Source organism: Kitasatospora sp. NPDC004289, assembly GCF_053602875.1.
On the sequence record NZ_JBSGEL010000016.1, the window covers coordinates 82,441 to 95,576 of the forward strand.

Sequence of the window (13,136 nt, forward strand, 5' to 3'; positions counted from 1 at the left end):
CCCACTTCTCCAACGTTTGCCCGCTTGCTCATAAGCTGGCGCCTCACCTTGGCCATCATCGGGGGAATTCCATGGAACTTGAGCCGCAGCCACCCACGCTGCGCTTCCAGGTGCTCGGCCCCGTCCAAGCCTGGCGCGGGGAACAACCCCTGTCTCTCGGCTCACCTCAACAGCAGGCAGTGCTGGTCGCGCTGCTCCTCAACCAGGGCCGGCCGGTCACCACCCAGGACCTGGTCGACGGCCTCTGGGGCGACCGGCCGCCACCGCAGGCGGTCGCCGCGCTGCGCACGTACGTCTCGCGGCTGCGCTCGCTGATCGAGCCCGACCGCGAGGTCCGCGCGCCGGCGGAGCTACTGATTTCGGTCAGCGACGGGTACGCACTGCGCATCCCGGGCGAGGCGCTCGACCTCTCGGTCTTCGAGCGCGAGTTCACCCGCGCCGCGATGGCCAAGGCCGGTGGCGACTTCCGGGAGGCGCACCGCCTGCTGGCCACCGCACTGGAGCTGTGGAGCGGACGGCCGCTGGCCGGCATCCCGGGTCCGCACGCGGAGGCGCACCGGAGCAGACTGGCGGAGCGTCAGGTCGCCGCCTGGGAGGAGCGCTGCTCCGCCGCGCTGGAGATCGGACTGCACGCCGAGACCGTCTCGGAGCTGAGCTCGCTCTCGGCCGAACACCCGCTGCGCGAGCGGCTGCGCGAACTGCTGATGCTCGCCCTGTACCGCTGCGGTCGGCAGGCGGAGGCGCTCGGCGTCTACACCGACACCCGGAAGCTGCTGATCGAGGAGCTCGGCGTCGAGCCGGGCGCCGGGCTGGCCTCGATGCACGCCCGCATCCTGGCGGGCGACCCCACCCTGATGCCGGCGACGGCGCGCCTGGCCGATCCGGAAGAGCTTCCGGCCTTCGTCCCGCCGGCCCAACTCCCGGCGGACGTCTCGGACTTCAGCGGCCGATCCGAACTCGTGACGGAGCTCCGGGACGTCCTGCGCAGCGGTTCCGGCCAGGCCGTGGTGGTCACCTCGCTGGCCGGCATCGGGGGCGTCGGCAAGACCACCCTCGCAGTGCACCTCGCCCATTCGATCCGCTCGGAGTTCCCGGACGGGCAGCTCTACGTGGACCTCCGCGGCCCCAGTGCCTCACCGGCCGACCCGGCCGTGGTGCTCGGTGACTTCCTCTACGCCCTCGGGGCACCGGAAACCCCGGACGCCCTGGAGCAGCGTGCCGCGCTCTACCGCTCCCTGCTGGCCGACCGCCGGATGCTGATCCTGCTCGACAACGCCAAGGACGCCCGGCAGTTGCTGCCGCTGATCCCCGGCGTCTCGGGCAGCGCGGTCCTGGTCACCAGCCGTTCGCGGCTGGCCGAGCTTCCCGGCGCCCACCTGGTGGACGTGGAGGAGCTGACGCCCGAGGAGGCGCTGGCGCTGTTCTCGGCCATCGTCGGCGAGCAGCGGGTGGCGGCCGAACCCGAGGCCGCACTCGCGGTGGTGACGGCCTGTGGGTTCCTGCCGCTGGCCGTCCGCATCGCGGCCGCCCGGCTGGCCAGCCGTCCGCGCTGGAGCGTCTCGGACCTGGCGAGGCGGTTAGCGGACCAACGGCGCAGGCTGCACGAGCTCCAGCTCGGCAACCTGGCCGTGGAGACCACCATCGGCCTCGGCTACGGGCAGCTGCGGCCGGACGAGGCCCGGGCCTTCCGCCTGCTGTCGGTGATCGACACCCCCGACCTCCCGCTGGAGGCCGTCGCCGCCCTGCTCGGCACCGACGAGCACGAGGCGGAGTCGCTGGCCGAGGCGCTGGTCGAGGCGAACATGCTGGAGTGCTTCACCCCCGGCCGCTACCGGTACCACGACCTGCTCCGGCTCTTCGCGCAGCGGCAGAACGAGAAGCTGGAGAACGCCGACGAGCTGCAGGCCGCAGTGCTGCGCCTGCTGGACCAGTTGCTGGCCACCATGCGGAACGCGGCCCGCGCGCTGGAGCCCGACGACATCCTTCCCGAGACCCTGCACCAGCCGGTCTCGCCCGGCCGGCAGCTCCGGGACAGCACGGACGCGCACACCTGGCTGCGGTCCGAACTCGCCCTGCTGCTCAGCACGATCGAGGCCGCGGTCCAGGAACCGCTGACCCTGTTGCGCCCGACCGTCGACCTGCTGATGGTGCTGAACAGCCTGGTCGAGGACCCCACGCACGCCCAGCGGATACGGGTGGCGCTGCACGCGGCGGCACACCCCAACGCCGACGCGGCCACCCTGGCCCGGGTCCGGCTCGGGCTCGGGTACCTCCAGCACGTCGCCGGGGACTTCCAGGAGGCCGAGGCCTCGCTGCGTCAGAGCCTGGCGCTCCAGGGCCCGGACGACCGCACCCACCTGCGGGTGAACGCCGCCAACCTGCTCGCCGTGGTGCTCAGCCTCGCCGACCGGCCGGCCGAGGCACTGCCGTTCTTCGAGCAGGCCCGCGAGATCAGCCGCAGCCTCGGCGCGACGATCAGCGAGGCCCGGTTGCTGGGCAACATCGCGCGGGCCCACCTCGACCTCGGCCAGCAGGAGGAGGCGGCACGTTCTGCCGAGGCCGCGGTGGCGGCCGCGCGGGCCTCGGGCAACACGCCGTGCCTCGCGGACACGCTCTACCAACTCGGTGTGGTCCTCAGGTCGACGGGCTCCCCCGGCGAGGCCGCGCCGCACCTGCGCGAGGCGCACAAGCTGTACCAGTCGGAGCAGCGCCGGATCTGGGAGGGCTACTCGCTCGCCCGGCTGGCGCCGTGCCTGCTCGCGGACGACCAGCTGCCGGAGGCGGTCGAGGCCGCCGACGAGGCGCTGGCGATCGGTCAGGAGCTGGACGCCGCCTACTGCCAGGGCCTGGCCAACGCCGCGCTCGGCGAGGCGCTGCTGAAGCTCGGTCAGCCGGCCCGTGGCCTGGCCTGTCTCCAGGAGGCGCTGGCCGTCTTCACCCGGCTCGGTGTGCCCGAGGTCGTCCCCGTGCAGGACCTCATCCAACTGCAGCAGCACACCGAGCCCACGGCACCCCCCGCGCCGTGACGCCTGCCCCCCAGCAGGTCCCCCGTCGTGGCGTCAGCGCTCCCGCAGCCCCCCGGCTGCGGGAGCGCCTCGACGCTTCCCCGGCGCTGAGACCACTCTGGCAGGCCCCGATTGACAACCGATAAACGCCGTCCGGCCCGGCTCCGTCAGGTCCGGGGGCGGACCCCGTCGGCCACTGCCCCGGTCCGCCGCCGGGTCGCGCCACCCGGTCGCGCCACGCGGCGCGGAGGCGGAGCGCGCACCACCCCCTCCTGCTCCTGAGTGCTCCCGTCATCCCGGCCAAATTCGTCCCGACCGGCACGAGTTGGCCGGAAATGGACCCTACGGTCGGTTGATCGCGCCTATTCTCGGAGGCCAGCGACGTATTGACGGCGAGCCGACAGAGGCAGAGGGAGCGGCAGGGCGGCGGCGCGGAGCAGGGTGTGACGCGGGAGCGTGACGGACCGTCACGAGCGGCGCACGGGGGGCGATGGAGACCTCCGGGCACCGCCGGCCGACGGCCAGGGTGAAAGGTGCCTCTCAATCGTGACGACCGGACAGATATCCGATCCCGCCCAGGGTCACGGCTCCCAGCGCGACCCGCACCACCTGTGCCTCCGACGGGCCGAGCGCGCGCTCCAGGCGGTGGCCTTCGACGCGATCGGGGCCCGGTACATGGAGGCCTTCCCGGCCAAGGCCGGGCAGCTGGACGCGGGCGAGTGGCTGCTGGAGGAGCTGGAGCCGGGCGCCCGGGTGCTGGACGTGGGCTGCGGGACGGGCGATCCGACGGTCCGTCAACTCACCGAGGGCGGACTGCGGGTGACCGCGGTCGACCTCTCGGACGGCATGCTCCGGCTGGCCCGCGCCGCGGTGCCGGGCGCCGAGTACCACCGGATCGACATGTACGACCTGGCCACCCCGCGGGCGGTCCGGGCCTGGGGCGCACCGGAGCTGGGCCCCGAGGCGGCCGGGCGGTACGCCGCGGCGACGGCCTTCTTCTCCCTCATCCTGCTGCCGCAGGCGGAGATCCCCGAGGTGCTCGGCCGGATCCGGACGCTGCTCAGGCCCGGCGGTCTGCTCGCGCTCGGCATGGTCGAGGCCGACCTGGACCACGCGCCGCTGCCCTTCCTCGGCCACGAGATAAGGATCAGCGGGTACCTCCGGGAGGAGCTGGAGCAGACCCTGCACCGGGCCGGCTTCACCGTGGAGTGCCACGACGGCCACCCGTACGCCCCCGCCTGCACCACGCTGCCGCCGGAGGAGCAGCTCTTCCTCCGCTGTCGCCGGACGGGCTGACGCCCCGTCCGCGACGCGGCCCCGACCGGCCCGACCGACCCGACCGCAGACCGACCGCAGACCGACCGCACCGTGACCGCCCGTACAGAGACCGCCCCCTAGAGACGCCAACCCTCGCAGAACGGCAGCCCGTGCGCGACCTTCCCGAGCCCCGGACGGGGCAGTCACCCGTCGTGCCGCCGCAGCGGCGTCCCCCGCTGCTGCCCGGCGGCCGGGCCCGCACCGCCGAGCGCCTGGCGTACCTCGACAACGCCACCCGGCGGATCAACAGTTCGCTCGACCTCGCCGCGACGCTGCGCAACCTCGGCAAGGTGCTGGTCCCCGCGCTGGCCGACGCGGCCGTGGTGCACCTGCGGGACCCGCTGCCCGACATGGAGCGCTTCTCCGGCAACCCGGCCGCGCTGACCATCCACCACCTGCACGGCACCCGGCTCGGCCGCCGCTCCCGGACCAGGCGGCTGGTGCCGGGCGGTGCGGTGGCCAGGGCGCTGAACCAGCAGTTCCCGACCGGCCCGGTGGTGCTGGGCACCCCTTCCGCGGCCCGGCTGCGGCCGCTGCTGGAGGAGCTGTACGGGGCCCGCACGCTCGGCCGCCTGGCCACCGGGACCGCGCTGCTGGCGCTGCCGCTGCGGGGGCGCAAGACCGTGCTCGGCCTGCTCCTGCTGATCCGCCGCCCCGGCAAGAGCCCCGCCCCGGCCACCACGGCCGGTGCCGCCGCGAGCGGCGCACTCCCGCCCCTGGAGCGGCAGTTCACCGGCCCGGGCGCCCCGGACGCCTTCGCCCTGACCGCCGCCTACGACGCCGCGCTGGCCTTCGACGCCACCGACACCGCGACCGCCTCCCACCTGGCCACCCAGGCCGGCCTGGCGGTGGACACCGCGCTGCGCTACTCCCGCGAGTGGGAGATCGCCGACGAGCTCCAGCGCTCCATGCTGCCCACCCACCTGCCGCAGCGGCACGGCGTCCGGCTGGCCCACCGCTACCTGCCCTGCGAGCGCGGCGCCCAGGTCGGCGGGGACTGGTACGACTCCGTCCCGCTGCCGGGGAACCGGGTCGCCCTGATCGTCGGCGACGTGATGGGCCACTCGCTCACCTCGGCCGCCATCATGGGCCAGCTCCGCACCAGCGCCCAGACCCTGGCCGCGCTCGACCTGCCGCCGCACGAGGTGCTCTACCACCTCGACGAGCAGGCCCAGCGGCTCGGCCGGGAGCAGCACCTGGCCACCTGCGTGTACGCGGTCTACGACCCGATCGCCAACCGGGTGGTGCTGGCCAACGCCGGGCACGTACCGCCGGTGCTGGTCCAACCGGACGGCACCGCCGACCTGTTGGAGCTGCCGGCCGGGGCGCCGATCGGCGTCGGCGGGGTGGACTTCACCTCCGTCGAGCTGCCCGCACCGCCCGGCTCGGCCCTGCTGCTCTTCACCGACGGCCTGGTGGAGACCCGGCGCCGCCCGCTGGCCACCGGGCTGGAGCTGCTCCGCAGCCGGCTCGGCCACGCCCGGCCGCGCACCCCCGACCAGCTCTGCCAGGAGGCCCTGCGGATCCTGCCGCCGGGGGACCGGGCCGACGACATCGCCCTGCTGGCCGCCACCTTCGACGGCATCCCGGCCGAGGACGTCGCCTACTGGTACCTCCAGCCCCGGCACGAGACCCCGGGCCGGGCCCGCCGGCTGGCCGGGCACGCGCTGCGCCGCTGGGGCCTGGAGTCCCTGGTGGACAACACCGAACTGATGGTCAGCGAGCTGGTCACCAACGCGATCCAGCACGCCACCCGGCCGGTCACCCTCCGGCTGGTGCGCACCTCGGTGCTGCGCTGCGAGGTCGGCGACGACAGCGCCCTGCTCCCCCGGGCCCGCCGGGCCGGGCCGGAGGACGAGCGGGGCCGGGGTCTGCAGATAGTGGCCCGCTGCGCCGAGCGCTGGGGCGCCACCCGGCTCGGTGCGGGCAAGGTGGTCTGGTTCGAGCAGCGGCTCCCGGTGGCCCGGCCGATCGCCTGACCGGCCGTCAGCCGCGGTACGGGCGGGAGGTCAGGGCGTACAGCGCCCCGGCCGCCTCCGGGCCGAGGACCGCCTCGGCCAGCGGCGGGTTGGCCGACAGCCGGTGCACGGCGCGGACCACGTCGGCCTGCCAGAGCAGGTCGAGCGCGTCGGCCACCTCGGCGGCGGTGGTGTGGTCCCCCGCCTCGGTGCGGGTCAGCCAGTCCCGCAGCAGCGCCTTGACCACCGCGAAGGCCAGCCGCCGCCCACGGACCAGCTCGGCACGGGAGTTGAGCGCGAAGACCTCGATGGTGGCCTCGCCCTTCGCGGTCAGGCCCTGGTAGGCGCCGGACTCCAGGTAGAGCAGCAGGTGGTCGGCCGGGTCCTCGGCGGCCGGGTCGATCAGCAGCGGATCGCCCGCCGGGTCGCAGGGGAAGCGGTCCCGCTTCTGGTTGGAGTTGCAGTACGCGCAGGCCAGCAGGTGGTTGTGCCAGTCGAAGGTGCGCAGCGGGGCCCGGGCGATCGGCTCGAAGTGGTCGATGTCGGTGCCCAGGTTGTCCCCGCAGTACATGCAGCGCAGCAGCCCCGGGGACATCTCGTGCAGCAGCGCGCGCAGCCGGGCCTTCGGCACCCGGGCGGTCCGCCAGGCCGCCCGCCCGCTGGCGGTGGTCACCCCGGCCCGCCGGATCGCCTCGGTGCGCTGCGCCAGCTCGGCCGCCAGCCGGTCGTTCAGCGGCGGCCGCTGCAGCGGGATCACCGCCCACCGCCCAGTCTGTCCCGCGCCTCGTCCACCCGGGCCGCCAGCGAGGCGTTCAACTTGGCGCCCAGCTCCCGGTACTCGGCCAGCTCGGCGGCCGAGGCCCGCCCCGCGTACAGCTTCTGCTCCAGCGCGACCAGCAGCCGCCGCTCCGCCTCCGCCTGCGGCGAGTACACGCTGGGCATGGCGAACAGCTCGGTCAGCGCGGTGTCGTCGCCGCTGCCGTAGACCACCCGTTGGTGCAGGTCCTCGTCCAGCACGTACGGGCCACGGCGCTCGGCCGGGCCCGGCACCCGGACCAGCCCGCCGGGGTCGGCGGCCTGGCAGACGTACGGGCTGTGGGTGGAGACGATGAACTGCAGGCCCGGGAAGTGCGTGACCAGCCAGTCGCCGAGGCGCTGCTGGCCCTCCGGGTGCAGGTGGGCCTCCGCCTCGTCGATCAGCACCACGCCGGTGACCGGCACCGTGGGCGGCGTGCCGTCGACCACCAACTCCTCGTCGGGGTGGGTGCGGTGGACCCTGGCCAGCAGGTCGAGCACCAGGCCGACCAGCTCGCCGGTGCCGCCGTCACCGAGCGGGGCCTCCCGGCCGGCCCCCGTGATGCGGATGCCGTCGCAGTCGATCCGGCCCAGGCGGCTGCCCTCCGGGAGCAGGCCGTCGTCCAGCAGCGCCCTCACCCCGCGGACCAGCTCGACCGAGCCCGGCTGGCGCTCCAGGGCCAGCAGCTGCTGGCCCGTCAGCCAGGAGACGCCCTCGGCGAGGTGGCGGCGGGCCGGGTAGTGCGCCAGGAAACCGAGCGGGCCGTTGCGGCGGCACTGCAGCCCGCCGGTCTCGGTCCTGGTCACCCGCCAGTGCGCGCCGTCCAACCGGACGCCGCCCTCCTCCGCCCCCTCCGGCAGCCAGCCCAGCGGGTCGGTCGGCTCGCCGAGGGCGGCCGCGACGGCGGCCAGCAGGGTGGTCTTCCCCGCTCCGTTGGGGCCGGCGAGCACCGTCCAGCCGGCGTGCGACCCGTCCGGCCTGGTCAGGTCCAGATCGACCGCCCGAGCGCCCCGGAAACCGCGCAGGTTCTCCACCTCGACCCTGGCGACGTACATCCGCCCACCCCCATGTCCAGTGCGATCAGCCTAGGAGTTGAGTACCCGTCAGGACATGATCCGGACCGGCAACTCCACGAGAACCTTTGGGTTGACCGGCGAACGTGGCTACGCCATCGGGGGCGCGGGGAACTGCGCGCAGGGGAACGGCACCACGTGCAACTGGCTCGCCTGCCCCGATCCCACGCTGGTCCGCCTTCCGTACTCGCGCAGTTCCTCGCGCCCCTGCGGGGCGCTCCTCCCGGAGCGTCAGGTGACGATGCGGACCGGGAGTTCGGCGAGGACGTCGCGGAGGGCGACGGCGAAGCGTTCGTACTCCGGGGCGCGGGCGGAGCCGGGGCGGGTGGCGAGGCCGATGCGGCGGCCGGGGGCGGGGTGGGCGAAGCGGACGGCGGAGAGGCGGTCGGTGCGGCCGGTCTCGACGTCGAGGGCGGTGGCCGGCAGGAGGGTGACGCCGAGGCCGCCGGCGACGAGCTGGACCAGGGTCGAGAGGCCGGCCGCCCGGGTGGAGCCGCCCGCGTCGGCGCCGACCTCGCGGCAGAGGTCGAGTGCCTGGTCCCGCAGGCAGTGCCCCTCCTCCAGCAGCAGCACGTCCAGGTCGAGCAGCACGTCCCGCGGCACGTCCGCCCGCCCGGCGAGCTCGTGCTCGGGCGGCACGACCAGCACGAAGTCCTCGTCGAAGAGCGGGACGTCCCGGGTCGGCGAGGAGCCGCCGGCCGGGAGGGCGAGCAGCAGCAGGTCGAGCCGCCCGTGGGCCAGCCCGTCCAGCAGCGAGGGGGTGCGCTCCTCGTGGACGTGCAGTTCGAGGTCGGGGTAGGAGCCCCTGACCAGCCGGAGCACGGTGGGCAGCAGGTACGGTGCCACGGTCGGGATCACCCCGAGGTGCAGCGGCCCGGTGAAGGGCCGCCGGGCGGCCTCGACCTCCTCGGTGAGGGCGTGCAGGGTGGTGAGCACCCGGCGCGCGTGGTCGGCGACCCGCTCCCCCAGCGGGGTGATGATGACCTTCCGGGTGGTCCGCTCGACCAGCTGGGCGCCGAGGGTCTCCTCCAGGGCGGCGACCGCCCCGGAGAGGGCGGGCTGGCTGGTACCGCTGGCGGCGGCGGCCTCGCGGAAGTGGCGGTGTTCGGCGACGGCCAGGAAGGCCTTCAGCTGGGCGATCGTGGGGGTGCGGGGCGTACGGGGCCTGGTGCTCATGGAACTGATAGCTCTCTCCGATCAGATGGATCGAGTCTAACGATTTCCCCTATCAGTCTCGGTATGCGACTGTGGATGTTGTCCGGATACCGGACAAATCCCCTCAGTTTCCAAGCCTGGAGAAGCGAACGTGCTTACGATCGGTGACAAGTTCCCGGAGTTCGAACTCAACGCCTGTGTCGACCTCGACGCCGCGAACGCCTTCGCCGAGATCAACCACAAGTCCTACGAGGGCAAGTGGAAGATCGTCTTCTTCTGGCCGATGGACTTCACCTTCGTCTGCCCGACCGAGATCGCCGCGTTCGGCAAGCTGAACGAGGAGTTCGCGGACCGCGACGCCCAGATCCTCGGCGTCTCCGGCGACTCCGAGTTCGTGCACCACGCCTGGCGCAAGGACCACAAGGACCTGCGCGACCTGCCCTTCCCGATGCTGGCCGACGTCAAGCACGAGCTCATGCGGGCCTGCGGCGTCGAGGGCGCGGACGGCACCGCCCAGCGCGCGGTCTTCATCGTGGACCCGAACAACGAGATCCAGTTCGTCATGGTGACCGCCGGCTCCGTCGGCCGTAACCCCAAGGAGGTCCTGCGGGTGCTGGACGCCCTGCAGACCGACGAGCTGTGCCCGTGCAACTGGAACAAGGGCGAGGACACCCTCGACGCCCAGTCCCTGCTGGCGGGCTGACCCATGGCGCTCGACGAACTGAAGGCGGCCCTTCCGGAGTACGCGAAGGACCTGAAGCTCAACCTGAGCGCCGTGATAGGCAACTCCGAGCTGCCCTCCCAGCAGCTCTGGGGCACCGTGCTCTCCTGCGCCATGGCGACCCGCTCGGCCTCGGTGCTGCGCGAGCTGGAGCCGGTGGCCAAGGCCGAGCTGAGCCCGGCGGCGTACAACGCCGCCAAGGGCGCGGCCGCGATCATGGGCATGAACAACGTCTACTACCGGACCACCCACCTGCTGTCCGACAAGGACTACGCGGGCATGCGGGCCGGTCTGCGGATGAACATCATCGGCACCCCGGGCGTCGAGAAGGCCGACTTCGAGCTGTGGTGCTTCGCGGTCTCCGCGATCAACGGCTGCGGCCAGTGCCTCGACTCGCACGAGGGCGTGCTGCGCAAGGCCGGCGTCGACCAGGAGACCATCCAGGCCTCCATCAAGATCGCCGCGGTGGTCCAGGCCGTCGCCTCGGTGCTGGACGCCGAGGCCGCCATCTCCACCGACGCGCTGGTCTGACACCGCGTCAACCGACGAGGGGCCCCTTCCGGGTGAAACCGGAAGGGGCCCCTCGTCGTGCACGCGCCCTCAGGAGCGCTCGGTCGCCTGCGCGGCCTGGGCCGCCTCCAGCGCCTCGAAGACCTGCTGCCCGGCCGCCGCCCGGCGGCGCAGGTGGGAGACCACCGTGTTGGTCACCGCGATCAGCGGCACCGCCACCACCGCACCGCCGATCCCGCCGACGATGGTGCCGGCCGCGACGCCCAGCACCACCGCGAGCGGGTGGACCCGCACCGCGCGGCCGAGGATCAGCGGCTGGAGCAGGTGCCCCTCGATCTGCTGCACCGCCACCAGCACCACCAGCACCATCAGGGCGGTGAACGGACCCACCGTCACCAGGGCGATCAGCACCGCGATGGCGCCGGTCACCAGTGCGCCGACCAGCGGCACGAAGGCCCCCAGGAAGACGATCACCGCCAGTGGCATCGCCAGCGGCACCCCGAGCAGCTGGATGCCGATCCCGATGCAGAGCGCGTCGATGAAGGCCACGCAGACGGTGCCGCGCACGTACGCGGTCAGGGTGGCCCAGGCCTTCGGGCCGGCCCCGGCCATCGCGTAGCGGGACTGCCGGGGCAGCACGCCGAGCAGCCAGTTCCAGATCCTGGCCCCGTCGTAGAGCAGGAAGAAGGTGGTGAAGAAGGCCAGCACCACGCCGGTGAGCACCTCGACCGCCACCGTCACACCGGTGAAGCCGGCCGAGGTGATCTGCTCCGAGTTGGTGCCGATGGCGGTGGAGATCTGCTTGGCGAAGTCGGTGATCTGCTGCTCCGTCAGGTGCAGCGGCCCGGTGACCAGCCAGCCCCGCAGCCGTTCGACACCCGCCTGCACCTGGTCGGTGACGTCGTGCAGGTTGGTGCTCACCTGCCAGACCACGAACCAGCCCACCAGACCGATGCCACCTATGCCGGCCAGGAAGCTGCTGGCCGCCGCGAGCGGGCGCGGCACGCCGTGCCGCTTCTGCCAGGAGACCACCGGCTCCAGCAGGGCCGAGACCAGCAGCGCCGCCAGCACCGCGAAGGCCACCAGCCGGAGCATGTCGACCACTCGGAAGACCAGGTAGAGCGCGCCGGCCAGGAGCAGCAGCCGCCAGGTCGACTCGGCCGCCACCCGCAGCCCCCACGGCAACGCCTCGGCCGGGGTGGCCGGGCGGACCGGGTACGGGTCGCGGGCCGGCTCCGGCCGGGGCGGCTCCGCGGGGGCCTCGACGAAGACCCGCACCTGCGGCACGGCCTGCGGTTCGCGCTGCACCGGCAGTCCGGCTCCTGCCGTTCCCGGCTCGTGCGCCGGGCGCGCGGCCGACGTTGCGGACGCGGCCGACCCGGCCCGCGCCGCCCGCCGCTGCAGCGCCGCGCTCAACCGGGCCGCGGCCCGGGACATCCAGAGGCCCTGTGACACCTCGACCACCGCTCCCCGCTCGTGCCGTGGGTCCCGCCACGACGATCCGGGGACGACGCTACCGGGCCGGGCCTCGCGTCAGCCACGGGTATCCCGGACCGCTCCTGACAGACCGTCCGTAAACGGGAGGTTTCGGACACCACGATCCCGGGGAGGGGGCGGAGTACACGGACCAACTGTCCGCGGACCGGCCCGGAGGCACCAGGACCCCCTCCGGCCCCCGCGTCCGCACCCGGCCGCACCGCCCGCGCGCACGGTCAGCGCATCCGGGCGGCGCGGCCCACCGACGCCCCGGACACGACGAAGGCCCCGACCTGATCGCAGGTCGGGGCCTTCGTCGTGGTGTCTAGTACCAGTGGTGGGACTGCCAGAACTGCCAGGCGCCGCAGGGCGAGCCGTAGCGGCTGTTCATGTAGTTCAGGCCCCACTTGATCTGGGTCGCGGGGTTGGTGCGCCAGTCCGCGCCGGCCGAGGCCATCTTGGAACCGGGCAGCGCCTGGACCAGGCCGTACGCGCCGGAGCTCGGGTTGCTCGCCGTGTAGTTCCAGCCGCTCTCGCGCTTCACGATCTGGCTGAAGCACTGGAACTGCGTGTCGTTGCCGACGATCTGGAGGGCCATCTCCTGGACCGAGCCGGGGCTGACGGTGGCCATCACGGAGCGCGCCTTGGCGCGGTTCGCGGCCTCCTCGTCGGCCTTCCGCTTCTCCTCGGCCGCCTTCGCGGCCTTCTCGGCGTCGGCCTTGGCCTGCGCGTCCGCGGCCGCCTTCTGACGGGCCGCCTCCTCGGCGGCCTTCTTGGCGGCGGCGTCGGCCGAAGCCTGCTGAGCGGTCGCCTGGGCGGCGATGTGGTCGCTGACCGTCTGGGCGTGGGCGCCCACCGGGACGTCCTGGAGCAGGGTGGCTCCCGCGACGTCGACCGTCTGGGTCGGCTTGCCCTCGCTGCCCGAGGCCACGCCCACGACCGCACCGACTGCGGTGACGGCGGTGGCGGAGGCCACGGCAACTCCCCGGACCGAGATCCGAGTCACATGGTTTCCTTCCAGCAGCACCCACAGCCGTGACCGTCCGGGTGCACCATGCCCCTGGTCACTGGCCTCCATGGTGGTGCTCTGGTCACGGGAGACGCGGGCCCGGCACCTCTCCGGCA

At 73.6% G+C, this 13,136-nt stretch carries 10 protein-coding genes; 5 read left to right on the forward strand and 5 right to left on the reverse strand.

All coding sequences use genetic code 11. From position 1 onward, the window contains the following. The first annotated feature begins 71 nt into the window (after positions 1 to 71). The 3 genes from ACWEPF_RS13500 (at position 72) to ACWEPF_RS13510 (ending at position 6,301) form a co-directional block, all read left to right on the forward strand. A complete protein-coding gene (locus tag ACWEPF_RS13500) occupies positions 72 to 3,026 on the forward strand; it encodes an AfsR/SARP family transcriptional regulator (RefSeq protein ID WP_452172652.1) in 2,955 nt (984 codons plus the stop codon). A 588-nt stretch (positions 3,027 to 3,614) separates the two neighbouring features. Beyond that, positions 3,615 to 4,301: a class I SAM-dependent methyltransferase gene (locus ACWEPF_RS13505; protein ID WP_345282214.1), complete on the forward strand. Its 687-nt coding sequence runs from the start codon at positions 3,615 to 3,617 to the stop codon at positions 4,299 to 4,301. Between the two features lie 131 nt (positions 4,302 to 4,432). Continuing rightward, the gene (locus tag ACWEPF_RS13510) at positions 4,433 to 6,301 is read left to right on the forward strand and encodes a SpoIIE family protein phosphatase (RefSeq protein ID WP_452172653.1); all 1,869 of its coding nucleotides are present in this window, start codon (positions 4,433 to 4,435) and stop codon (positions 6,299 to 6,301) included. Between the two features lie 7 nt (positions 6,302 to 6,308). Here the strand turns inward: ACWEPF_RS13510 and ACWEPF_RS13515 are convergent, their stop codons facing one another. The 3 genes from ACWEPF_RS13515 to ACWEPF_RS13525 all read right to left on the reverse strand — a co-directional run bounded on the left by ACWEPF_RS13515 (position 6,309) and on the right by ACWEPF_RS13525 (position 9,325). Continuing rightward, entirely contained in the window at positions 6,309 to 7,037 is a 729-nt protein-coding gene (locus ACWEPF_RS13515) for an HNH endonuclease (protein WP_345282083.1), read from the reverse strand. Next, complete coding sequence (locus ACWEPF_RS13520) at positions 7,034 to 8,131, reverse strand: AAA family ATPase (protein WP_345282081.1); 1,098 nt, start codon at positions 8,129 to 8,131, stop codon at positions 7,034 to 7,036. The genes ACWEPF_RS13515 and ACWEPF_RS13520 overlap by 4 nt, the downstream gene beginning before the upstream one ends. Before the next feature lie 249 nt (positions 8,132 to 8,380). After that, complete coding sequence (locus ACWEPF_RS13525; protein WP_449796279.1) at positions 8,381 to 9,325, reverse strand: LysR substrate-binding domain-containing protein; 945 nt, start codon at positions 9,323 to 9,325, stop codon at positions 8,381 to 8,383. Between the two features lie 130 nt (positions 9,326 to 9,455). Between ACWEPF_RS13525 and ACWEPF_RS13530 the strand changes: the two genes are divergently transcribed. Beyond that, the gene (locus ACWEPF_RS13530) at positions 9,456 to 10,007 is read left to right on the forward strand and encodes a peroxiredoxin (RefSeq protein WP_345282077.1); all 552 of its coding nucleotides are present in this window, start codon (positions 9,456 to 9,458) and stop codon (positions 10,005 to 10,007) included. Between the two features lie 3 nt (positions 10,008 to 10,010). Then, positions 10,011 to 10,556, forward strand: coding sequence for a carboxymuconolactone decarboxylase family protein (locus ACWEPF_RS13535; protein WP_345282075.1), 546 nt, complete (start codon positions 10,011 to 10,013; stop codon positions 10,554 to 10,556). 69 nt (positions 10,557 to 10,625) lie between these two features. Here the strand turns inward: ACWEPF_RS13535 and ACWEPF_RS13540 are convergent, their stop codons facing one another. Continuing rightward, on the reverse strand, positions 10,626 to 11,843 hold the full coding sequence (locus ACWEPF_RS13540) for an AI-2E family transporter (RefSeq protein ID WP_452172654.1): 1,218 nt from the start codon (positions 11,841 to 11,843) through the stop codon (positions 10,626 to 10,628). A 493-nt stretch (positions 11,844 to 12,336) separates the two neighbouring features. Further along, the gene (locus ACWEPF_RS13545; RefSeq protein WP_345282071.1) at positions 12,337 to 13,017 is read right to left on the reverse strand and encodes an aggregation-promoting factor C-terminal-like domain-containing protein; all 681 of its coding nucleotides are present in this window, start codon (positions 13,015 to 13,017) and stop codon (positions 12,337 to 12,339) included. Positions 13,018 to 13,136 lie beyond the last annotated feature (119 nt).

Bases quoted from the DNA above. Each gene is read 5' to 3' on its own strand.
- ACWEPF_RS13520 (WP_345282081.1), bottom strand. From the start codon at position 8,131: ATGTACGTCGCCAGGGTCGAGGTGGAGAACCTGCGCGGTTTCCGGGGC.
- ACWEPF_RS13525 (WP_449796279.1), bottom strand. From the start codon at position 9,325: ATGAGCACCAGGCCCCGTACGCCCCGCACCCCCACGATCGCCCAGCTG.
- ACWEPF_RS13500 (WP_452172652.1), top strand. From the start codon at position 72: ATGGAACTTGAGCCGCAGCCACCCACGCTGCGCTTCCAGGTGCTCGGC.
- ACWEPF_RS13535 (WP_345282075.1), top strand. From the start codon at position 10,011: ATGGCGCTCGACGAACTGAAGGCGGCCCTTCCGGAGTACGCGAAGGAC.